This is a genomic window from Rhodobacteraceae bacterium M382, from assembly GCA_025141015.1.
Lineage (GTDB): Bacteria > Pseudomonadota > Alphaproteobacteria > Rhodobacterales > Rhodobacteraceae > Aliisedimentitalea > Aliisedimentitalea scapharcae.
This window is the reverse complement of the sequence record CP081101.1, coordinates 218504-241188: the sequence shown is the minus strand read 5'-3', so window position 1 is coordinate 241188 and position 22685 is coordinate 218504. Positions and strand designations below refer to the sequence as shown.

At 58.3% G+C, this 22685-nt stretch carries 16 protein-coding genes; 6 read left to right on the top strand and 10 right to left on the bottom strand.

Going from position 1 to position 22685, the window contains the following annotated elements:
- Window positions 1-5: 5 nt before the first annotated feature.
- From K3727_23515 to K3727_23500, 4 genes are read right to left on the bottom strand one after another with little or no spacing between them, the layout of a single operon-like run.
- Window positions 6-635, bottom strand: coding sequence for a DUF3726 domain-containing protein (locus K3727_23515; protein ID UWQ93775.1), 630 nt, complete (start codon window positions 633-635; stop codon window positions 6-8).
- Window positions 632-2326 carry a hypothetical protein gene (locus K3727_23510; protein UWQ93774.1) on the bottom strand — a complete coding sequence of 565 codons (1695 nt, stop codon included), beginning with the start codon at window positions 2324-2326 and terminating at the stop codon, window positions 632-634. The genes K3727_23515 and K3727_23510 overlap by 4 nt, the downstream gene beginning before the upstream one ends.
- 32 nt (window positions 2327-2358) lie before the next feature.
- Complete coding sequence (locus tag K3727_23505) at window positions 2359-3333, bottom strand: dipeptidase (GenBank protein UWQ93773.1); 975 nt, start codon at window positions 3331-3333, stop codon at window positions 2359-2361.
- On the bottom strand, window positions 3333-4784 hold the full coding sequence (locus tag K3727_23500; GenBank protein ID UWQ93772.1) for an aldehyde dehydrogenase family protein: 1452 nt from the start codon (window positions 4782-4784) through the stop codon (window positions 3333-3335). Before K3727_23500 ends, K3727_23505 begins: the two co-directional genes overlap by 1 nt.
- A gap of 101 nt (window positions 4785-4885) precedes the next feature.
- Between K3727_23500 and K3727_23495 the strand changes: the two genes are divergently transcribed.
- A complete protein-coding gene (locus K3727_23495) occupies window positions 4886-5767 on the top strand; it encodes a LysR family transcriptional regulator (GenBank protein UWQ93771.1) in 882 nt (293 codons plus the stop codon).
- Between the two features lie 39 nt (window positions 5768-5806).
- Here K3727_23495 and K3727_23490 read toward each other — a convergent pair whose 3' ends face one another.
- Window positions 5807-8155, bottom strand: coding sequence for an RNA-binding transcriptional accessory protein (locus K3727_23490; GenBank protein UWQ93770.1), 2349 nt, complete (start codon window positions 8153-8155; stop codon window positions 5807-5809).
- Between the two features lie 188 nt (window positions 8156-8343).
- On the opposite strand from K3727_23490, the gene K3727_23485 reads away from it, so the two are divergent.
- The 4 genes from K3727_23485 (at window position 8344) to K3727_23470 (ending at window position 14311) form a co-directional block, all read left to right on the top strand.
- Complete coding sequence (locus tag K3727_23485; protein UWQ93950.1) at window positions 8344-8745, top strand: ACT domain-containing protein; 402 nt, start codon at window positions 8344-8346, stop codon at window positions 8743-8745.
- Window positions 8746-8985: 240 nt separating this feature from the next.
- Window positions 8986-11214 (top strand): NADP-dependent isocitrate dehydrogenase, encoded by a 2229-nt coding sequence (locus K3727_23480; protein UWQ93769.1) that lies wholly within the window; start codon window positions 8986-8988, stop codon window positions 11212-11214.
- Window positions 11215-11433: 219 nt separating this feature from the next.
- The gene (locus tag K3727_23475; GenBank protein ID UWQ93768.1) at window positions 11434-12918 is read left to right on the top strand and encodes an inorganic phosphate transporter; all 1485 of its coding nucleotides are present in this window, start codon (window positions 11434-11436) and stop codon (window positions 12916-12918) included.
- 238 nt (window positions 12919-13156) lie between these two features.
- Window positions 13157-14311 (top strand): aromatic ring-hydroxylating dioxygenase subunit alpha, encoded by a 1155-nt coding sequence (locus tag K3727_23470; GenBank protein ID UWQ93767.1) that lies wholly within the window; start codon window positions 13157-13159, stop codon window positions 14309-14311.
- A gap of 21 nt (window positions 14312-14332) precedes the next feature.
- On the opposite strand, the gene K3727_23465 is transcribed toward K3727_23470, so the two are convergent.
- From K3727_23465 to K3727_23450, 4 genes are read right to left on the bottom strand one after another with little or no spacing between them, the layout of a single operon-like run.
- Window positions 14333-15676 carry an FAD-binding oxidoreductase gene (locus K3727_23465; GenBank protein ID UWQ93766.1) on the bottom strand — a complete coding sequence of 448 codons (1344 nt, stop codon included), beginning with the start codon at window positions 15674-15676 and terminating at the stop codon, window positions 14333-14335.
- The gene (locus K3727_23460; protein UWQ93765.1) at window positions 15673-17172 is read right to left on the bottom strand and encodes an aldehyde dehydrogenase; all 1500 of its coding nucleotides are present in this window, start codon (window positions 17170-17172) and stop codon (window positions 15673-15675) included. Before K3727_23460 ends, K3727_23465 begins: the two co-directional genes overlap by 4 nt.
- 5 nt (window positions 17173-17177) lie before the next feature.
- The gene (locus K3727_23455) at window positions 17178-18095 is read right to left on the bottom strand and encodes a dihydrodipicolinate synthase family protein (protein UWQ93764.1); all 918 of its coding nucleotides are present in this window, start codon (window positions 18093-18095) and stop codon (window positions 17178-17180) included.
- 7 nt (window positions 18096-18102) lie between these two features.
- Window positions 18103-18813, bottom strand: a complete 711-nt coding sequence (locus K3727_23450) for a GntR family transcriptional regulator (GenBank protein UWQ93763.1) — start codon at window positions 18811-18813, stop codon at window positions 18103-18105.
- Between the two features lie 244 nt (window positions 18814-19057).
- Between K3727_23450 and K3727_23445 the strand changes: the two genes are divergently transcribed.
- A complete protein-coding gene (locus K3727_23445; protein ID UWQ93762.1) occupies window positions 19058-20011 on the top strand; it encodes a GlxA family transcriptional regulator in 954 nt (317 codons plus the stop codon).
- Window positions 20012-20083: 72 nt separating this feature from the next.
- Here the strand turns inward: K3727_23445 and K3727_23440 are convergent, their stop codons facing one another.
- Window positions 20084-22312 (bottom strand): NADP-dependent isocitrate dehydrogenase, encoded by a 2229-nt coding sequence (locus K3727_23440; GenBank protein ID UWQ93761.1) that lies wholly within the window; start codon window positions 22310-22312, stop codon window positions 20084-20086.
- Window positions 22313-22685 lie beyond the last annotated feature (373 nt).

Sequence of the window (22685 nt, the reverse complement as noted above, 5' to 3'; positions counted from 1 at the left end):
GCGTGTCAGTCGTTATCGGAGAGGCCAGCACCGGCCCCCTTGAGACGGGATTCTTCGGTTGCGGGGGCGTAGGTGCGCCCGGCTAGTTCGTTCAAATAGGTCCAGTCATTCACGTCCGGCGTCGCGCGGCTGTGCTGGGCGACTGGCTGACCTATCTGCCCGCCCAAACGGACGGTGACGATTTCGGCGATGGCGGTGGTTGGCATGTCCGCCACGTCCAGCCTGGATCCATCTGTCGCGATTTCAACGTCACCCCAGCCAATGGTGACGGGCTGACCCAATTGACGGGCAGCCGCGGCGGCGAACGGAATCAATAGCTGCGGCGCGATGACGTTTTCCATGTGGATCTCGCCCTGTGGCAGCCGATAGGCACAATCCGAGAGGCTGGCCCCAGCAATCAGAGCGCACAATCGGCCCGATGCCCCGTGCCAATTTCCATCCAGCGATACGGGAGCCATATCTGTGGCACGGTCTGTCTTGCGTAGCAAACCGGCCAAGGCCGCGCATCCATCCATGCCCTGCGCGCACAGCCAACGGGTCGCTTTGGAAGCTTCTTCGGCCAAACCCCAAGTGTAGGCCGCGCCGCGTGTCGCTTTTTTGGCGGTGGCTTCGACTTCGTTCAATGCAAAACTCATTGCGCGCCCTCCAACTCGGGGTAGACCCAGCGATCAGGGTCGCTGGTTGTCAGATCATTGGGGTAGGGCGCGCCGCCATACATGCTGATGCGCACCCAGCGGTCTGACCGCGGATCGAAATGGGTCGCCCCAAAGAACGCCAGCTTGCACCGCAGCATATCGATGGGCAGCACGGTTGAGCTGATGGTGTTGTCGTGGATTTCCGCATAAGGCGCGCGGGCATTGATCTGGGCGCGGCGCACCATGTGGCGGTGTTCGGGATGTTTTAGCAGGAATTCCGCCACCGGCGTTTCCGCCGGCCATTGGTTCAACGTCGCGTGTAGTGCTGCAGCGTCACGGGCTGGTGCCAAAGGCTGTTCATAATCTGCCACCGGTTCTTCAAAGCGTTCGCCCAGACGGGGTTCCAGCTTTTCCTCAGAGACATACCAGGCGCGGGCACAGTTCTGGGCGGCCTGCCAATCCGTGTTAAAACCCCAACCGAAACACCCGGACAACAGTTCGTTGACTTGACCAACGCTCATAGCGCCGTTGATGCGGAAGGCATTGGTGTCGAAATCAGCCATGCAGTCCGCCAACCCATCAACCAATTCGCCATATGGTTCCAGGATCAACGATGCGACCAGTTCCTGACCTTCTTCGCTCAGGTTCTGTTCTGCCCATGAATAGAGGCGGTTCCATGGGAGATCGTTGATCAGATCATCTGCCGCGACAAAGCGGTTGATCTTGTCCAGATCGGCACGCAAATCGGCCAGTTTATCAATTTGGATCGGGTGTTCGGACCGCCACAGAGCCACGGTTTTTTCCGACCGGCGCAATAGGTGACGGAAGGTGTCGACCTCTTCTGTGTTGGCGGTTTCAACTGAACGCACCCTGGCAATTGCCTCTTCGCGGGCCATGATCCAATTGTTGAACAGAACGGGGTGGTTGACGATATAGGGGGCCATGCCCAGCCCGGTTGAATTGCCAATACCAAGTGACAGCGCAATATCCGGGTCGAGTTCAACAGCCGTGTCGCCACCACGGGCGTGGGCCATGTGATTGACCAGATCGCGCACAAACCATCGGGTTAGAAATACCGACAGCATTTCCACTTGGAATGGGACCATGGTTTCGGGCCGGTTGGCGGATTTTTCACGATCCGCCGCGCCCAACTTGCCCGACCCATAAACGGCGGTGGTGCGCATCAAATATCCAACAGCAGCGGTTTTTTCGCGATTGGGTTGGTGACCGGCGGCCAATGAGCTAACAAAATGCTCCCACAGGCGTACAGACCGGTTGGCGCGTGATACCGACAGTTCGGTCTCCTGCACGCGGCCCGCTTCCTGATGGGGAACGTTCTGGTGCAACCTGTCTATGTCGGCCTGGGTCGGAACTCCGTCAAACAGGGTGAATGTCGCGTCCCATGCGGTGGCAATCACCCGGTCCGAGCGCATTTCCGGCGGCAGATCATGTGCAAATGCGATCAGCGAATAGGTGCGATCCGGGCCGATGGCCGAAAAGACGGCGTGGCCAACGCCCTTGGCGTCGATCTCGAAAACCGGACGCTCAAAACGCCAGTTTTCGCGCGCCATGCGCCGGGTCAGGATGCGCATGAAGCTGAGGCGGCACTGATGCAGAGATCCCAGGCGCGACAATCGCATGACTGTCGCAGGATCACGCCGTGGTATGGTGGTCTGCGCGACTGTTTCCATATGGTCAAACCCTTGTTTATCAACCCCGGGGATTACCCTCGGGGGCCAAAGTTGTCGGCAAAGAACCTGTACCAGTTCCCGCCCATGATCCCGGCAACTTCATCGTTGCTCAGGCCGGTCGCGCGTAGTCCTGTTTCGATCTGTCCAAAGTGGCGGTTGTCTTCGAACCATGTCGGCATCGGAGGAAACCCCGGAGCCGACGCGGATCCTTCGCCATAGTCGATAACCTTGGACCAACGTCCGACGCGCATCCATTCCACGATGCTGTCGGGTTGGTCCTGGCAGAGGTCGGTGCCAATCCCCAGTTGGCTTGCCCCATATTTTTCGGCCGTGCGTGCGATCATCTCGCAGAAACTGCTGAGCGTGCAGTCCGATTTATCTTTCAGGTGATGAGGATAGACCGAAAAGCCCATCATGCCGCCGTTTTCCGTCACTGCGCGGATGACATCATCCTTTTTGTTGCGCAGAGCAGGGGACCATTCATGCGGGTTGGCATGGGTGATCGCGATTGGGCGTTCGGAAATCTCGGCGGCCTCGATGGTCGAGCGGTCCGCCGAATGGCTCATGTCCACTACAAGACCGACTCGGTTCATTTCCTTGATGACCTGTTTGCCCATCCGGGTGATGCCGGTGTCTTCGGCTTCGTAACAGCCGGTGGCCAGCAAAGACTGGTTGTTATAGGTCAGCTGCATGAACCGCGCACCCAATGTGTGCACGATTTCCACCAGCCCGATGTCGTCTTCGATCGGGCTGGGGTTTTGAAAGCCAAAGAAGATGGCCGTGCGGCCTGTTGCTCTGGCTTTGTCGATATCGCTTGCCCACCGTCCCTTCATGATCAGATCCGGGTATTGTTCGAACCAGCGGTTCCACTGTTCGAAATTCAACACGGTTTCACGGAAATTTTCGTGATAAGCGATGGTGACATGGACCGCGTCCACACCGCCTTCGCGCATCTGGCGAAAGATCTTTTCCGACCAATTGGCGTACTGCAAGCAATCGATACGCATTACATGGGGCTCCCTGCCGAGATGTAGGCCGTTTTCACAGTTGTGTAGAATTCAGCAGCAGCCTTGCCCTGTTCGCGTGGCCCGTATGAGCTGTCCCCGCGCCCGCCAAAGGGAACGTGATAGTCGGTGCCAGCGGTGGGCAGGTTGACCGTGACAACGCCGGTTCGCGCGTTGCGACGGAAATGTGTGGCGCGGGCCAGAGACTGGGTCACGATGCCCGAGGTCAGGCCAAAGTTGGTGTCATTGACGACGCTCAGCGCCTCTTCATAGCTGTCGACCTTGATGACGGATGTCAGCGGGGCAAACATCTCTTCGCGGTTGATGCGCATGGTGTTGTTGGTGTTCAGGAATACGCCGGGGGACATGTAAAATCCGTCGTGCGGCATTTCCAGGCGCTGCCCACCACAGGCCAGTTCGGCACCTTCGGATTTGCCCAGATCCACATAGGCCAGGTTTTCGCTCAGCTGCTGCTGGCTGACGACGGGGCCCATCTGGATGCCGTCGGACAGCGCGTGGCCGACTTTCATTGCCTGCGCGCCTGCGACCAGCTTTTCCACAAACGCATCGTGCACGGCGGCATGAACCACCAAACGCGAGCTGGCTGTGCATTTCTGACCAGTGCTGCCAAAGGCACCGCCCAGGGCCAGGGTGACGGCCAGATCAACGTCAGCATCATCCATGACAGCCAGCGCGTTTTTCGACCCCATTTCCATCTGAACCTTGGTCAGGTTCTGGATTGCAGCCGCAGCGATACCTTTGCCGACCGGAACTGAGCCGGTAAAGGTGATGGCGTCGACCTTGGGGCTTTCGACCAGGCGCTGGCCGATGCTGCGGCCCGACCCCATGACCAACGAGAACAGACCCTTGGGGATGTCCTGACGGTTGATGATTTCGGTCAGGGCCACAGCGGACGCGGGGGTGATGTTCGCAGGTTTCCATACCACAGCGTTGCCATAACACAGCGCTGGCGCGATCTTCCATGATGCGGTCGCGGTGGGAAAGTTCCAGGGGCTGATGATGGCGACGGTACCAACCGCTTCGCGACGCACGTCCACCTCGACGCCGGGGCGCACGGAATCTGCGTTTTCACCCAGCTGACGCAGGCATTCGGCGGCGTAATAGGTAAAGAACTGACCGGCGCGGTAAACTTCCCCTTTGCCTTCGGCAAAAGGTTTTCCCTCTTCGCGGCTGAGCAGTGTGCCCAACTCTTCGGCGCGGGCCATCAGTTCGTTGCCGATGTTCATCAGGACGGCCTGTTTGCGCTCCATGCCGTAGGCGCCCCATTCGGCCTGTGCAATCCGTGCCTGATCCAGCGTCGCATCCAGCTGATCGGCGCTGGCCTGGGCAAAGAGGCCGACCAGATCGCTCAGATCCGAAGGGTTGCGGTTTTCGATTTCGCTTTCGCCTGTCAGCCATTCGCCAGCGATCAGGTTCAGTTTCGTATCAGCCATTACCAGGGTCCACACATGTCTAAGAGATAGGGCAGGATGGACTCTGGAACTGACATCAGTCAAATTCAAACTGTTTAAGTCAGTTTCAGGAAAATTGAAGTATGGCCATCAAAATCGAAATGCTGCGCTGTTTCAGCGTGGTTGCACAGGTGGGCAACCTGTCAGAAGCGGCCCAACGGCTGGGGCGCACACAGTCTGCGGTTTCGATGACGTTGAAGCAGCTCGAAGAGCATCTGGACCAGCGTTTGTTCGAAGGAGAACGCAAGAACAGGTTGACTGGCCTTGGTCAGCAGGTGTTCGAATTGGCTCAGATCCAGTTGCGCCAATTTGACGACACGATCAAGACCATAGAAACCTCGGCACAGGCCCCTCGGGGGCTGATCCGGATCGCGTCCATTCCGTCAGTGGCGGGGCTGGTGTTTCCGTCTGCGATCGAAACCATGGCGCGACGACATCCACAATTGATGATCGAACTGCGTGATACGGATACGCAGCAGGTCATCGATGCCCTGTTCCAGGGGCAGGCGGATCTGGGGGTGGTGTCTGGCGAACACGTCCTGAACGGTATACAAAACTTGCCCTTGTTTGATGATGAGTTCGGTCTGATCTGTGCGCCGGATCATCCGTTGGCGTTGCAAGGGGACACACCGGATCTGGCTGACGTGATGGCCGCGGGGTTCGTCATGAATGCGCTCTGCAATCAGATCGAAACCCGTGAATTTCGGGCAGCCTTTGGTGAATGCAATGTGACGGTGCACAATACCTTGTCGCTAATTTCCATGGTGCACACGCGCAATTGGGTGACGATCTTGCCGCGGTCAGTCGCGCATCTGACGCCGCATGATCTCCGGTTCCGCCAGATCCGGGGGCTGCATGATCGTCGGCAAGTCCATATGCTGTTGCGTGAACGATCACAGTTCAGGGAACTCGCCAGCGAGTTGGCCGATCTGGTGATTCAATTCGATTGGCAAAAGAAGGTTTGAGAACACCGTGCGAGGGGCCAGGCCCCCCGCACACTGGTTTCACCGCTTCTTAAAGGCGTCTTGCAAGGCTGCCCCAAGGGCACCGGTCGATTGACCACCACCCTTGGGACTGGATTTCATGGGTTGTTTCCCGCCTGGAGCATTGCTGCCGCGGCCGCCCTTGTCACCACGTTTCTGTTCCGTGCGCTGGCCCCGTGCATTTCGATCATCTCGGGCCGAAGCCCCGCCATCCTTGCGCATGGTTAACCCGATACGTTTGCGCGCCACATCGACTTCGGTCACGGTGACCTTGACCACCTGACCTGTCTTCACCACCTCATGGGGATCTTTGACAAATCGGTCGGCCAGCTGGCTGACGTGCACCAATCCATCCTGGTGTACCCCGATGTCGACAAATGCGCCAAAGGCCGCGACATTGGTTACCGTTCCTTCCAGCACCATTCCGGGTTTCAGGTCAGCCATCGTTTCGACTCCATCCGCAAAGGATGCAGTTACAAAGCTGGGGCGGGGATCACGGCCAGGTTTCTCCAGTTCGGCAAAAATGTCGCGGACCGTCGGCAGCCCAAAGGTATCAGTCACGAATTGTTCGGCGCGCAGTGAATTCAGCGCTGTGTCGTCGCCCATGATCTGACGAATATCGCGGCCACATGCTTTTACGATCTCGCGCGCAACCTTGTAGGCTTCCGGGTGAACCGAGGAAGCATCCAATGGCTCCTTGCCATCTCGGATCCGCAGGAAACCCGCGCATTGTTCATAGGCCCGAGGCCCAAGACGCGCCACCTTGAGCAACTCGCGTCGCGAGGCAAAAGCCCCGTTGGTGTCACGATGGGCGACGACCGCCTCGGCCAGTCCGGGACCCAGCCCCGAGACATGGGCCAAAAGAGGTGCGGAGGCCATGTTCAGGTCCACCCCTACTGCGTTCACTACATCTTCGATCACGGCTTCGAGCATTTTGGACAACCGGTGTTGATCCACATCGTGCTGATATTGTCCGACGCCGATTGATTTGGGTTCGATCTTGACCAATTCGGCCAGCGGATCTTGCAGGCGACGGGCAATGGATACAGCGCCGCGCAGCGAAACATCCAGATCAGGAAACTCCCGTGCCGCCAATTCCGAGGCCGAATAGACGGACGCGCCTGCTTCGGACACGACGACCTTGGTCGGTGCCTTGACCGATTTAGGCAGCATTTTGATCGTATCAGCCACCATTCGTTCGGTTTCCCGGCTGGCTGTGCCGTTGCCGATGGCAATCAACTCGATCTTGTGGTCGGCAATCAGCTTGTAGATTGTGGCTTGTGCGCCGCGCAGATCATTCTTGGGCTGGAATGGGTACAGGGTCTCGGTGGCCAGCAATTTGCCTGTCGCATCAACAACCGCAGCTTTGACCCCGGTTCGGATGCCAGGGTCCAACCCCAATGTCGCGCGCGGTCCGGCAGGGGCTGCAAACAGCAGATCCTTGAGATTGCGGGCAAAGACCTGAATGGCCTCTTCCTGGGCACGAGCACGCAGATCGGCCATCAGTTCGACCATCATCGACAGCGAAAGCTTTACCCGCCAGGTCCAACCTGCAACCTTACGCAGCCAAAGATCGCCAGGGCCAGTGCCACGTGTCTGCAGGTGCGCAGCGACGATGGTTTCGGCCCGGTCCGCGCCATCTTCGGGATCGGGCCCGATGTCCAAAGTCACGACCCCTTCCTTCTGGGCGCGCAACATTGCCAACGCCCGATGGGATGGAACATTGGCCCAGAGTTCGGAGTGTTCGAAATAATCGCTGAACTTGGCCCCTGCCTGCTCTTGACCTTCGATGACCTTGGCGGTCAACCGTGCCTCGCGCTGCAAAAATCCGCGCAATTCACCCAGCAGATTTGCATTTTCAGCCAACCCTTCGGTGATGATATCTCGGGCACCGTTCAGCGCATCCTTGGTCGTTGCAACGGTTTCGCTCAGAAAACCCTGTGCCACGTGTTCGGGATCAGCGTTGCGGTCTGCCAGAATGGCTTGCGCCAAGGGCTCCAACCCGTTTTCGCGGGCGATCATCGCCTTGGTCCGGCGCTTGGGCTTATATGGTAGATATATGTCTTCCAGCTGGGCCTTTGTGTCCGCAGCAACGATGGCTTTGGCCAGATCATCCGTCAGCTTGTCCTGATCCTTGATCGACTTCAGGATGGTGTCACGGCGGGCTTCCAGCTCTCGCAGATAGGACAATCGATCAGACAATGTTCGCAATTGTGTATCATCCAGTCCTCCTGTCACTTCCTTGCGATAGCGGGCCACAAAGGGAACGGTTGCACCTTCGTCCAACAACTTGACCGCGGCACCGACCTGGTCTGGGCGGGCGCTGATTTCAGTTGCGATAGTGCGGGCAATACGGGCAGGCGTGTCCAAGTTCGGCTCCAGAAACAGGAAATCGGGATCTCAGTTATATCGCCAGAACCAAAAACCGAAATCCCCTATCTGCGTGTGGCAGGGTTGTCGCAGAATGGATTACAGGCTTCTATGCCGACACAGCAGGAGATCGCTATTGCACGTGCAGCAAATCGGCCTGTTGGAGCGCAATCATGAAAGGAACGCCGATGGGTGGTGAGACAAATTTGGATGTTCTTGTTGGATCTATGTCGGCCAGGCTTGATAAGGGATTGTATGTGTTTGCGACAGTGCCTGACCGGGGTGTGCCGGATGGGGTGCACCCCAGGATGATCTTTCATGAGGCCGAAGGCGTGACGCTCATCTTGTTGCAAGAGGAGGCCGAGGCGGCAGGACTGACCTGGGAGTTCCCAAGTCGCATGATTACTTTGGGTGTGCATTCATCGTTGGAAGCCGTGGGTTTTCTGGCGCGGATCACCACGGCGTTGGCCGGGCAGGGCATGGGGGTCAACCCTGTGTCGGGGTTCTATCATGACCACTTGTTCGTGCCGGACGGGCGAGAACAGGACGCGATGGCAGTGCTGGCAGACATGGCCAAAAGGTCTGCGTGACCTGCGGGCGACGCGGTGCCCCTGTTGAATTTGATTTATGCGGTGTGTCGAAATGCGCGTTTTGATGTGATTGAACCTGTTGGCGTGTTGATCTATTGGGATTGTGCGTTGTTTTTTTGTGCGGATGGAGGGGTGACCTCAGGGTTCCGCATACGGTTGGCGGCTGTACGGCATGATGTCGTTCGGCGCGTTCCTTCTCAGATCTCATGGCCCTGGACGGGCAGAAAAGGTAAGAGACCCATGGCAGAGACTTTCAAGTCCGACATATTGTATACCATCGTAGACGAAGCGCCCGAGCTGGCTTCGGCGTCGTTTTTGCCGATCATCCGCGCCTTTGCGTCGGCGGCCGGAGTGAGCGTCGGCACCCGTGATATTTCCCTGGCCGGGCGCATCATCGCGGCCTTTCCCGAGGCCCTGCGCCCCGAGCAGCGTCAGAATGACGACCTGGCCGAGCTGGGCGAACTGGTCAAGACGGCAGAAGCCAATGTGATCAAGCTGCCCAATATTTCGGCGTCGGTGCCTCAGCTGGTGGCCGCCATCGAAGAGCTGCAGGCCCAGGGGTATGACATCCCGGCCTATCCCGAAGAGCCCAGCACAGACGCCGAACGGGCGACCCGCGCACGCTATGACGCGCTCAAAGGGTCGGCCGTGAACCCGGTCCTGCGCGAAGGCAACAGCGACCGGCGCGCCGCCCGCGCGGTCAAGAATTACGCCCAGGCCAACCCGCATTCGATGGGCACCTGGTCCGCAGACAGCAAGACCAAAGTCAGCTCGATGCCGGGTAGCGATTTTTATGCAAACGAAAAATCCGCCACCATCACCGCCGCGCAGGCCGGTGACGCCCGGATCGAATTCGTCGATGCCGACGGTGCCATCACCGTGCTGAAGGACGGCTGGACGCTGGAAGCGGGCACTGTTGCCGATGCCACCTTTATGTCGGCGCGTGCGCTGGCGTCCTTTCTGGCCGATGCCATCGAAGACACCAAATCAGATGGCACCATGTTCTCGTTGCACATGAAGGCAACGATGATGAAGGTCAGCGACCCGATCATCTTTGGCCATGCCGTCCGCGCCTGGCTGGCACCGGTGTTCGACCAGTATGGCGACGAGATGGCCGCCCTGGGCGTGAACCCGAATTCGGGTCTGGGCGATCTACTGGAGCGGGTCAGCGGCAGCGAAGAACACGGGGCCGACATCATGGCGGCCATCACCGCCGTGACCGCGGACCGGCCAGCCATGTATATGGTCGACAGCGACAAGGGTATCACCAACCTGCATGTGCCCTCGGATGTGATCATTGACGCCTCGATGCCCGCGGTGATCCGCGCAGGTGGCAAGGGATGGGACGCAAATGGCACCAAGGGCGATACCAATTGCGTGATCCCCGACCGATGCTATGCCACGGTTTATGACGAAACGATTAACTTCTTCAAAGCCAATGGCGCTCTGGATGTGACCACGGCGGGGTCGGTGGCCAACGTCGGTCTGATGGCGCAGAAGGCCGAGGAATACGGATCGCACCCCACCACGTTTGAGGCCGCAGCCGATGGCACCATCCGCATCGTTCTGGCCAATGGCGACACCCTGCATTCCCACGCTGTGGAGGCGGGTGACATCTGGCGCGCCTGCACCGCGAAACAGGCCCCGATCGAAAACTGGATCCAGCTGGCGCTGGACCGTCAGCGCCTGACCGGGAGCCAGGCCATCTTTTGGCTGGACGCAAACCGCGCCCATGACGCCGAGCTGATCAAATATGTGGACCCCGCCCTGCAGGCTGCTGGTGTGGCCGACAAATTCCAGATCATGGCACCGCGCGACGCAACCCGGGCATCGCTGGAAACTATCACTGCCGGGCAGGACAGCATTGCCATCACCGGCAACGTGCTGCGGGACTATCTGACTGATCTGTTCCCGATCCTGGAACTGGGCACCAGCGCCAAGATGCTGTCCATCGTCAAGCTGATGAATGGCGGCGGGCTGTTTGAAACCGGCGCGGGGGGCTCGGCCCCCAAACACGTGCAGCAGCTGGTGGAACAGAACCACCTGCGTTGGGACAGCATGGGCGAATTCTGTGCGCTGGGGGAAAGCCTGAACTTTCTCGCCGACAGCCGCGGCAATGCCAAGGCCGGTGTGCTGGGGGCCGCCGCCGAAGTGGCGACCCAGGGCATTCTGGACAACAACCGCTCGCCCTCGCGCAAGGTCGGTGAACCCGACAACCGCGACAGCCACTATTGGTTCGCCCGCTACTGGGCCGAAGCGCTGACCGCCCAGAGCGACGACGCCGCGCTGGCCGCCCATTTCGCCCCCATCGCACAGGCCCTGGCAACCGGCGAAAAGACCATCCTCGCCGAACTCGCCACAGCCCAGGGGCCAGCCGCCGACATCGGCGGATACTACAAACCCTCAACCATGCTCAAAGACAAGATCATGAGACCAAGCAAAACACTGAATGACATCATCAACTCCTGACAAAACAGGATGACCCAGAATCAAAGCAAGCCCCCGAAGAAAAATCTCCGGGGGCTTCTTTGTAACGGCAGCATGACATGAGCCAATTTTTGTTGAGAATGTGCCCTAGAAGCCGCACCGGCAAAGTCAATAAAGCCAGGTAGGGGGCATTTTCGATCAGCTGTTGAAAAGCGCGGACGCCCCACCTACGAGCTGGAACCAAGAACCGCTGAGGGCCCTATGACCAAGAAAAACTTTGAACCCCGCCACCTTGAAACGCTTGACCGGGATCTCGGTCGGTTTTCGAACTTGGAAAAGGCAACGAGCTATGCCGCCCGCCCGATGGTTGGGCCGGGTATCGCGTTTATCTTTGTTGTTCTAGCCGGGTTGGCCGCTGCATTGTTCTTTGGGCAGACCAGTAACACGATGATCGTCGTGATTGCGGCCGGGTTTGGTGCCTATATGGCGTTGAATATTGGCGCCAACGACGTGGCCAACAATATGGGCCCTGCGGTGGGGGCCAATGCCCTGACCATGGGCGGTGCGATCGCCATTGCTGCGATTTTTGAAAGTATGGGTGCCTTGTTGGCCGGGGGCGACGTGGTATCGACCATTGCCAAGGGTATCATCGCACCCGAAAGCATGGGAACAGCCGAAGTCTTTATCTGGGCGATGCTGGCAGCGCTGCTGTCGTCAGCTCTGTGGGTGAACCTGGCGACCTGGGTCGGCGCACCGGTATCGACCACCCATTCCGTCGTGGGCGGCGTGATGGGAGCCGGGATCGCGGCGGCCGGATTTGGTGCCGTCAGTTGGGGCACCATGGGCAAAATTGCTGCCAGCTGGGTGATTTCACCGGTTTTGGGTGGTGTCGTAGCGGCCGGGTTCCTGTGGTTCATCAAAGCACGGATTGTCTATCAGCCCGACAAAATTGCTGCGGCACGGAAATGGGTGCCTGTTCTGGTCGGTATTATGGCCGGTGCCTTTGCCGCTTATCTGGCGCTCAAAGGTTTGAAAAAGATCATCAAGATCGATATTCAGATGGCTCTGATAATCGGTGTTGCGGTCGGGATCGGCATCTGGTTGGCCATGATTCCGTTCATCCGACGCCAATCCGAAGGTTTGGAAAACCGCAACAAGTCGCTCAAGGTTCTGTTTGGCATTCCGCTGGTTGTTTCCGCAGCCTTGCTCAGCTTTGCCCATGGCGCAAATGACGTGGCGAATGCGGTTGGTCCACTGGCCGCGATCGTACAGGCGTCGCAGTCCGGGGATTTCACAGCGGCCGTCAGCATACCGTTCTGGGTCATGATCATCGGAGCCTTTGGGATTTCGTTCGGTCTGTTCCTGTTCGGGCCAAAATTGATCCGCATGGTGGGTAGCCAGATCACCAAACTGAACCCGATGCGCGCCTATTGTGTGGCCCTGTCAGCCGCAATTACGGTCATTGTGGCCAGCTGGCTGGGGTTGCCGGTGAGCTCGACCCACATTGCCGTAGGTGGTGTGTTCGGCGTTGGGTTCTTCCGCGAATGGGATACAGAGCGTCGCCTGAAGAAGGCGCGCGTAGAGATCCCGGACCGTCCGACCATTGCCAAAGAAGAACGCCGGCGCCGCAAGCTGGTACGTCGGTCACATTTCCTGACAATTATCGCAGCTTGGGTGATAACCGTGCCTGCTGCGGCGCTTCTGTCGGCTGTCATTTTTTGGGTTATCCGGGGCATCGCGGCCTGATCACAGGTCAGATTTGATCCCAAAGCAAGGCCGATCCCGGGCAATGGGGTCGGTCTTTTTGCGTGCCCTACACCTGCCCGATTTGGGTGCCGAAACACATGACTTTTACGTCGGTTATATGAACTGATCCGTCCCCGTCAGGGCGCGGGACCAAAAGAGATGCGAATTTTCCTTGGCGTCGTGAATTTTTTCGTGCTACGAAACTGTGATCACAGATGAAACGCAGCAGGGGAATCACATGCCCGCAACCCAAATCAAAACGGTCGATGCCTTGCGCAATGAACTGACCGAGCTCAAAGCGCTGGATCGTGAACAAGCGCGCACCATGCCGCCCAGCTTTTATACGTCGGCCGATTTTCTCGAACTGGAAAAGGAACACATCTTTCGCCGGGAATGGATCTGTTTGGGCCATGTCGGAGAGGTGCCAAACCCCGGTGATTTCTTTACCACTGAACTGGTCGGTGAGCAGTTGTTGGTGTCACGCGGTCACGATGAACAGGTCTATGTGCTATCGAATGTCTGCCGCCACCGTGGTAATCTGGTGGAAACAGCCCCCAGCGGCAACAAACGCGCGTTTGTTTGCCAGTATCATGCCTGGACCTATGACACAGATGGCCGCCTGAAAACCGCGCCGCTGATGAAGAAGGCCAAGAATTTCGATTTCAAAGGCTGCAAACTGCCCCAGATGAACACCGAGATCTGGAACAACTTCATCTTTGTCAATCTGGACGGCACTGCCGCACCACTGGCCGAACAGCTGGGCGGATTGCAGAACATTCTGCACAACTATCATCACGAGGACCGCAACCTGCTGTTCATGGATGAAACGGTTTGGAACACCAACTGGAAGAACCTGACCGAGAACTTCATGGAAGGGTATCATCTGTTTGCAACACACCCACAGACATTGCAGCCGATGACGCCGACACAATTGTGCAAAAAGGTCCCCGGCGAAGACCGGTGGACCGCCTATCGCGCCTATTACCACCCCGATTTCCCACCACGCGGCCCGTTCCACGCGGACATGACGGACGAGGAAAAGAACAATTCGGTCCTGTTCAACGTCTATCCCAGCTTTGTCTGCGCGATTGCGTCGAACTACACGCTGTTCCTGTGTCTGCGCCCTGCCGGATCTGACAAGGTGGCGATCCGCTGGGGGGTGTGCGGGCTGAAAACCGACCCCGAAGATCCCGAGGTCGTGGCCTATGTGGACCTGTGCAAATCCTTCAACGCCGAGGACAAGGAAAAGTTGGAAACCCTGCAGAAGGCCCAGAACACCCGCTATTATCAAACCGGACCATTGGCTCCGGATGACCTGGAAGGCACAATCTGGGACTTCCTGGGATATATGGGGCGGATGTTGGGCGCAGATCGTCCGCTTGGTGAAGATTGACGCCTTGGCGCGTGCAGGATCCTATTCGTCCCGCGCGCGCCATTCTTTCCAACGTAGAACCGCATTTGCCCCTAGTTTCGCAAACGGCTGGGGCGGCAGAGGTTTGGGGCGTGCTTCCCGCGAAAAGTGTCGGGAAATGTCGGATTCATGACCACAGGCCAGATCCGCCGCCCCGATACCGGTCAACGTACCTCGGGCAGTGCCCAACCCGTTTTGCACACAGCCAGAATACACGCCGTTGTCGATTTCACGCATGACAGCAACGCCGTTCAAGCTGAGGCAGAGATGTCCGGCCCAAGCATATTGCATCTGCAGTCCGGCAAGCTGTGGGAACCGGGTGTCAAATTTGCGTTGCATCACGCGTTTGGCCCGATCCAGACCCGCCTGTGAGGGAGACATGCCGGGGATCAGTTCGGCACAGGTCCGCGTGATGACCCGGTTGCCGCCCTGCCCACGATCAATCCGGCGCATGGTGGTGCCCATCGGATCGGACGGGGTCACACCCCAACGCGGTTGCCCGCCCAGTTTGGCCAAGGCATCGGCATCCAGCTCTGGTGTCATAGTGGCAAACAGGAACAACTGCATCAGACGCCCGCGTTCGATGCCAAAGCTTTCGAGGTGGCCATTCGTCGTCAGGATCACGCGGGGAGTGCTGACACCAAAGCCCCGATCCGTCGTGATTTGCCAGGTCTGCCCCTGTTTGATGAATCCCGTCACGGCGCTGTTTTCAAAGATTTGCACCCCGGCACGACGTAGCCCGTGGGTAAAACCACGAATATAGCCCGCGGGCTGTAACATTACAGTGCCCGGGGTATACAGGCCTGATTGGTAGTGGGTGCTGCCCGTGAGTTCTGCCATCTGCGCTCTGTCGAGCAGATTTGACGGCTCGCCCAGGCTTTCAAGGTGCTTGGCATAGCTTACGTTATGGGAATGCGCCAGGTCGCTTGCCGCCCCATTCACCTTGCCCGCACGGTCAAAGAAACTGGGTTCGATCCCGTATTCATCGACGGCCGCCTGTCCAAAGGTCTGCGCCTGTCGGTTCAAGGCGATCAACGTGCGATCATCTCCGCTGCCGGCATAATCGTCCGAGGACAAATCATGTGGCAGGTCAATCATAAACCCGGAATTTCGTCCCGCTGCACCTTGGGCAATCTCTCCTGCTTCGAGCACAACAATGCGCGCATTGGGTTGCAACTGGGTCAGCCGCCGCGCTGCTGACAACCCGGCAAAACCACCGCCAATTACAACAAAATCGGCGGTGGTATTTTCACTGAGAGCCAATCCAGGGGTATCCTCCCCCAGAATTGCAGCCCAAGCTGCCGGTCCGCGATGGACCGGCAATCGTTTGGCAGTGTAGCGGGTCAATCCACGGCCTCGTCAGCATCGTCGCTCAGGTCGACCCAGATGGTTTTCAGTTGGGTATATTGATCATGGGCATGGACCGAGTTGTCGCGCCCGCCAAAGCCGGACTGCTTGTAGCCTCCGAACGGGGTGGTGATGTCGCCTTCGCCATAGCTGTTAACGGTGACGGTGCCCGCCCGGATCGCCCGTGCGCCGCGAATGGCCCGTTTGACGTTGCTGGTGAACAATGATGCCGCCAAACCATAGTCAGTGTCATTGGCCACGGCGATAGCTTCATCAAATCCCGAGACCGTGATCACCGACAGAACCGGACCAAAGATCTCTTCGCGTGCCATCTGGTGGTCATTGTCGGGTATTTCGACCACGGTGGCTTCGACATGGGTGCCCCCATGCGCCTGACCCCCCAAGACGATGGCGTCGGATTTGTCGAGATAGCCACAGACCTTGTCAAAATGCGCCTTGGATACCAGCGCGCCCATTCGGGTTTCCGGGTCCAAAGGGTTACCGATGTTCCAGTGACGGGCATGGGCGGTGATGCGCTCCAACAGTTCGGATTTCACATCCTTGTGCACGATCAGCCGCGAGGTGGCAGAACAGTTTTCACCCATGTTCCAGAAGGCACCATTGACGATATGTTGGGCCACCATGTCCAGGTTTTCGGCGTCCTCCATCACGACACAGGGATTCTTGCCCCCCATTTCCAACACCACTTCCTTTGCATTGGATTCCGCAGCGTAGGACAAGAAGCGTTTGCCGGTCACAGTCGAGCCCGTGAAAGAAACCATATCGATTTCCATGTGTCGCCCGATCGGTTCTCCGACCTCGGCCCCGCCACCAGGTACAACATTGAATACGCCGCGTGGCAGGCCAGCTTCGGATGCCAATTCAGCCACCCGCAGCGCCGTCAACGACGTTTCTTCGGCCGGTTTCACCACCACCGAACAGCCAGACGCCAGCGCCGGGCCAATCTTCCAGGCCAGCATCAGCAGAGGGAAATTCCACGGCAGCACCAACCCCACAACTCCGATAGGTTCACGCACCACCATGGCGATGTGATCATCGGACGCCGGCGACACCTGATCATACAGCTTGTCGATCGCTTCGGCGTGCCATTTGATACAATTGATCGTTTCGGGAATGTCGACGGTTTCGCAATCAAAGATGGTCTTGCCGGAATCCAGCGCCTCCATCACTGCCAACTCCCGGGCGTTGCGGGTCAGCAGCTTGGCAAAGCGGATCAGGATATCCTTGCGATCCGAAGGATGCATCCGGCTCCAGCGGCCGTCTTCGAAGGCTTCGCGTGCCTTGGCAACGGCGAAATCCACATCCTGAGCATCACAGGCGGCCACATCGGCCAGCACGTCCCCGGTTGCGGGGTTCATTGTTTCGAATGTGTTGCCCGAAATCGCCGGACGGTACCCCCCATCAATGAATGCATTGGTGGCAAAGGTCAGATTGTCGGCGATGGATTGATATTCGGTGTGTGTCAGCAAGTCCATGTCGCTCACCCTTGTGCCTGAATGTCTGCAATGGTGGATTTCAAAACGCGGATCACCTGTTCCAGGGCGCGTTTGTCATCCTTGTTCAACCCTTTGAGCGGCGGGCGCATCGGGCCGGTGTCGATGCCGTTCATGGTCACCCCATGTTTGATGCATTGGATGAATTTCCCACCCTGTTCCAACACCCGCATCAAAGGCATCATTGCCGACATGATCCGGCGACCCTTGTCGAAATTCCCTTCGACCGCGCAGGCGTTGTACAGCGCCAGATGCTCCTCCGGCAGAAAATTCGAGCCGCCACAAACCCAGCTGCGCGCTCCCCAAGCGAAGAACTCTAGCGCCTGGTCGTCCATACCGCAGGACATCTGGATATGCGGATAATCCCGGGCCAAAAGGTGTACCCGGTTGATATCGCCCGAGCTTTCCTTGATCGCGCAGATATTGCGCGATCGCCCAACCCGATCCAGGAATTCCTCTCCCATATGCACACCCATCCGCCCAGGATAGTTATACAGCATCACCGGCAGGTTCGCGGCCTTGTCGATTGCCAGCGTATTCAGCGCGTTCTCTCGTTCGGTTGGGACCGAATATGGCGGTGTCGCCACCAGGATGGCATCGGCTCCCATGTCGCGCGCACCCGTGGCCAGCGAAATGGAATCCGGTGTCATCATCGCCCCGGTACCCACAATCAAAGGAACCCGCCCTTTGGCCTGTTCCTTGGTAAACCGGGCTATGTCCAGCCGTTCATCGACGGTCTGCGCATAGTTCTCGCCGGTGGATCCGCCCGAAATCAACCCGTGCACCCCTTTGTCGATCAGATTTTCGATCACATTCGACAACGCGTCCCAATTGACGCTGCCATCGGCGTGAAACGGCGTCACGACCGGGGTATAGATCCCTTCGAATTTAAAAATAGGGGTCATCTGATCCTCATGCTGGTGTTTTGCGCGACAGGGAACCCAGCTGAACGTCCAGGCCCGAAGGCATGACAAACAGCTCGATCCGGTCGCGGGACAGGTTCCAATGGTCAATCGCCAACTGCGCGGCAGCGGCTTCGTCTTGGGCCGCGATGGCAGCTATGATGGCGTCGTGCTGCTGGCTGGCCTCGGATACGCTTGCAGCCATTCCAGCATCCTGTGGCCGATAAAAGGTCATGGAAATGCGGGCGTGGTCGATCAACAAACGCTGAAAAGAAGGCAGTAGATAGATGTTGTCGGCCATTTCTCCGGTCACCTCGTGAAACCGGTTGTTGGCCATGGCGCGTTGTGTGCCGGATCCAGTGTGCAGTGCCTGTTTAAAGGCATTCTGTGCCTCTTGCAGATCCTGGATCTGTTCGGGGCGCGCGTTCTGAGCCGCCAGTTGCAACACCGCTCCGTAGATCATCGGTGCTGCAAGAAAAAAATCCCGCAAGGTCATGTGGGACATCTCGCTGACTCGCGCGCCCCGGTTTTCTCGCAGGTCCACATACCCTTCGCCTGCCAGCTGTCGCAGGACCTCACGCAGCGGGGTCCGGGACAGGGAGAATTCCTCCGACAGCTTTGATTCGTCCAGATCCGCACCTGGCCGCAAACCCAATGTCATGATCTCGGTCTTGAGATGCTCATACAGCTCTGTCTTGCGGGTCTTTGATGTGTCTTTCATCACGCGCTCCTGTCGATGCAGGGACCAAGCTGGGTCCGGGAATCTGTTTCTGCTCCTACTTGAAGCGCAGTGATAGACGAAAATACATATTGTGTACACAGAAAAAATGTGATGTATCCGAATGCAAGACAACCCAGTGCCAATACGGTGCTTGCGTCGGGTCGCACAGGGGCCCAATCTGGACATGACACCATTGGCTGCGCGCATCGTTTGGCGTGCCGCCTATTTCTCAGGGACACGGCCTATGCCACACACCCCGCAACATTTCACTTTTGTTCTGGTCGAAGACTTCACTCATATGGCGTTCTCCTGCGCTGTGGATCCGCTGCGCATCGCCAACCTTGTGAGCGGACAAGATCTTTACAGCTGGTCCTATGCGTCTGAAAATGGTGAAACAGCCACAGCGTCAAATGGCACCGTGTCTCTGGTCCATCACGGGTTTCTCGAAATACCCAAAAGCGACAGATTGTTTGTCCTCTCCGGGATCAACATGCAAACCCGCGCCACCGCCGCCCTGCTAAACATGCTTAGACGTGAACGGGTTCGGGGCACTGCGATCGGGGGTCTGTGTTCCGCAGCACACATCCTGGCCAAAGCCGGGTTTCTGAATGGCATGCAAGCCGCAATCCACTGGGATTATCACGATAGCTTCATGGAGGAATTTCCCGAAGTGAACCTGGTGCGCAATGTGTTCGTCTCGGACGAAAAACATCTGACTGCTTCGGGTGGCACTGCCACAGCCGATTTGATGCTGCACCTGATTGAAGAGGATCACGGGTTTGACCTGTCGGTCGCCGTGGCAGATCAAATGGTCTATAATGCCGTGCGCAATGCAACCGCTGAACAGCGCGTATCGCTGCAATCACGCAACGGCATGCGCAATGCCCATCTGTCCAAAGCGATCCAGATCATGCAGGAGCATCTCGAAACCCCCATTTCCCCGTCGTTGATCGCGCAGCAGATCGGGATTTCGACCCGTCAGCTTGAACGTTTGTTTGGAAAGTACCTCAATGCATCGCCCAAGAAGTACTTTATGGACATGCGGCTGGAACGGGCCCGCCATCTGTTGTTGCAAACGGAATCTTCAGTAACCGAAGTGGCTTTGGCCTGCGGCTTTGATAGCCCCGGCCATTTTGCACGGGTGTATCGGTCAGCGTTTGGCGTGACACCAATGCTGCAACGTGGGCGCCTGAGCTGACGGTGGATCACGAAGAAGCCCCCGGAGATTTTTCTTCGGGGGCTTGCTTTGATTCTGGGTCATCCTGTTTTGTCAGGAGTTGATGATGTCATTCAGTGTTTTGCTTGGTCTCATGATCTTGTCTTTGAGCATGGTTGAGGGTTTGTAGTATCCGCCGATGTCGGCGGCTGGTCCCTGGGCTGTTGCGAGTTCGGCGAGGATGGTCTTTTCGCCGGTTGCCAGGGCCTGTGCGATGGGGGCGAAATGGGCGGCCAGCGCGGCGTCGTCGCTCTGGGCGGTCAGCGCTTCGGCCCAGTAGCGGGCGAACCAATAGTGGCTGTCGCGGTTGTCGGGCTCGCCCACTTTGCGCGAGGGCGAGCGGTTGTTGTCCAGAATACCCTGGGTCGCCACTTCGGCGGCGGCCCCCAGCACGCCGGCCTTGGCATTGCCGCGGCTGTCGGCGAGAAAGTTCAGCGATTCCCCCAGCGCACAGAATTCGCCCATGCTGTCCCAACGCAGGTGGTTCTGTTCCACCAGCTGCTGCACGTGTTTGGGGGCCGAGCCACCCGCGCCGGTTTCAAACAGCCCGCCGCCATTCATCAGCTTGACGATGGACAGCATCTTGGCGCTGGTGCCCAGTTCCAGGATCGGGAACAGATCAGTCAGATAGTCCCGCAGCACGTTGCCGGTGATGGCAATGCTGTCCTGCCCGGCAGTGATGGTTTCCAGCGATGCCCGGGTTGCGTCGCGCGGTGCCATGATCTGGAATTTGTCGGCCACACCGGCTGCCTGCAGGGCGGGGTCCACATATTTGATCAGCTCGGCATCATGGGCGCGGTTTGCATCCAGCCAAAAAATGGCCTGGCTCCCGGTCAGGCGCTGACGGTCCAGCGCCAGCTGGATCCAGTTTTCGATCGGGGCCTGTTTCGCTGTGCAGGCGCGCCAGATGTCACCCGCCTCCACAGCGTGGGAATGCAGGGTGTCGCCATTGGCCAGAACGATGCGGATGGTGCCATCGGCTGCGGCCTCAAACGTGGTGGGGTGCGATCCGTATTCCTCGGCCTTCTGCGCCATCAGACCGACGTTGGCCACCGATCCCGCCGTGGTCACATCCAGAGCGCCATTGGCTTTGAAGAAGTTAATCGTTTCGTCATAAACCGTGGCATAGCATCGGTCGGGGATCACGCAATTGGTATCGCCCTTGGTGCCATTTGCGTCCCATCCCTTGCCACCTGCGCGGATCACCGCGGGCATCGAGGCGTCAATGATCACATCCGAGGGCACATGCAGGTTGGTGATACCCTTGTCGCTGTCGACCATATACATGGCTGGCCGGTCCGCGGTCACGGCGGTGATGGCCGCCATGATGTCGGCCCCGTGTTCTTCGCTGCCGCTGACCCGCTCCAGTAGATCGCCCAGACCCGAATTCGGGTTCACGCCCAGGGCGGCCATCTCGTCGCCATACTGGTCGAACACCGGTGCCAGCCAGGCGCGTACGGCATGGCCAAAGATGATCGGGTCGCTGACCTTCATCATCGTTGCCTTCATGTGCAACGAGAACATGGTACCATCCGCTTTGGTGTCTTCAATGGCCTCGGCCAAAAAGGACGCCAGCGCACGCGCCGACATAAAGGTGGCATCGGCAACAGTGCCCGCCTCCAGCGTCCAGCCGTCCTTCAGCACGGTGATGGCACCGTCGGCATCGACGAATTCGATCCGGGCGTCACCGGCCTGCGCGGCGGTGATGGTGGCGGATTTTTCGTTTGCATAAAAATCGCTACCCGGCATCGAGCTGACTTTGGTCTTGCTGTCTGCGGACCAGGTGCCCATCGAATGCGGGTTGGCCTGGGCGTAATTCTTGACCGCGCGGGCGGCGCGCCGGTCGCTGTTGCCTTCGCGCAGGACCGGGTTCACGGCCGACCCTTTGAGCGCGTCATAACGCGCGCGGGTCGCCCGTTCGGCGTCTGTGCTGGGCTCTTCGGGATAGGCGGGGATGTCATACCCCTGGGCCTGCAGCTCTTCGATGGCGGCCACCAGCTGAGGCACCGACGCCGAAATATTGGGCAGCTTGATCACATTGGCTTCTGCCGTCTTGACCAGTTCGCCCAGCTCGGCCAGGTCGTCATTCTGACGCTGCTCGGGGCGCAGGGCCTCCGGAAAGGCCGCGATGATGCGCCCGGCCAGGGAAATATCACGGGTGCCGACGCTCACTCCGGCCGCCGACGCAAAGGCGCGGATGATCGGCAAAAACGACGCCGAAGCCAGCTCGGGCGCTTCGTCTACGATGGTATACAATATGTCGGACTTGAAAGTCTCTGCCATGGGTCTCTTACCTTTTCTGCCCGTCCAGGGCCATGAGATCTGAGAAGGAACGCGCCGTACGACATCATGCCGTACAGCCGCCAACCGTATGCGGAACCCTGAGGTCACCCCTCCATCCGCACAAAAAAACAACGCACAATCCCAATAGATCAACACGCCAACAGGTTCAATCACATCAAAACGCGCATTTCGACACACCGCATAAATCAAATTCAACAGGGGCAATGTGGTTTTGCTCTGCAAGCGGGCTCCAAGGCAGCGATTGGAAGCTGTGGATGACCGTCGGGTGCCAAATAGAGTGGCAAGTGACACTTCAATAAAGATAAATAAAAGTTACTGGTAAGAAAAAACAGCTAAATAGTTTTGACGAAAA

Bases quoted from the DNA above. Each gene is read 5' to 3' on its own strand.
- K3727_23515 (UWQ93775.1), bottom strand. From the start codon at position 635: ATGAGTTTTGCATTGAACGAAGTCGAAGCCACCGCCAAAAAAGCGACA.
- K3727_23510 (UWQ93774.1), bottom strand. From the start codon at position 2,326: ATGGAAACAGTCGCGCAGACCACCATACCACGGCGTGATCCTGCGACA.
- K3727_23505 (UWQ93773.1), bottom strand. From the start codon at position 3,333: ATGCGTATCGATTGCTTGCAGTACGCCAATTGGTCGGAAAAGATCTTT.
- K3727_23500 (UWQ93772.1), bottom strand. From the start codon at position 4,784: ATGGCTGATACGAAACTGAACCTGATCGCTGGCGAATGGCTGACAGGC.
- K3727_23495 (UWQ93771.1), top strand. From the start codon at position 4,886: ATGGCCATCAAAATCGAAATGCTGCGCTGTTTCAGCGTGGTTGCACAG.
- K3727_23485 (UWQ93950.1), top strand. From the start codon at position 8,344: ATGGGTGGTGAGACAAATTTGGATGTTCTTGTTGGATCTATGTCGGCC.
- K3727_23480 (UWQ93769.1), top strand. From the start codon at position 8,986: ATGGCAGAGACTTTCAAGTCCGACATATTGTATACCATCGTAGACGAA.
- K3727_23475 (UWQ93768.1), top strand. From the start codon at position 11,434: ATGACCAAGAAAAACTTTGAACCCCGCCACCTTGAAACGCTTGACCGG.
- K3727_23470 (UWQ93767.1), top strand. From the start codon at position 13,157: ATGCCCGCAACCCAAATCAAAACGGTCGATGCCTTGCGCAATGAACTG.
- K3727_23460 (UWQ93765.1), bottom strand. From the start codon at position 17,172: ATGGACTTGCTGACACACACCGAATATCAATCCATCGCCGACAATCTG.
- K3727_23455 (UWQ93764.1), bottom strand. From the start codon at position 18,095: ATGACCCCTATTTTTAAATTCGAAGGGATCTATACCCCGGTCGTGACG.
- K3727_23450 (UWQ93763.1), bottom strand. From the start codon at position 18,813: ATGAAAGACACATCAAAGACCCGCAAGACAGAGCTGTATGAGCATCTC.
- K3727_23445 (UWQ93762.1), top strand. From the start codon at position 19,058: ATGCCACACACCCCGCAACATTTCACTTTTGTTCTGGTCGAAGACTTC.
- K3727_23440 (UWQ93761.1), bottom strand. From the start codon at position 22,312: ATGGCAGAGACTTTCAAGTCCGACATATTGTATACCATCGTAGACGAA.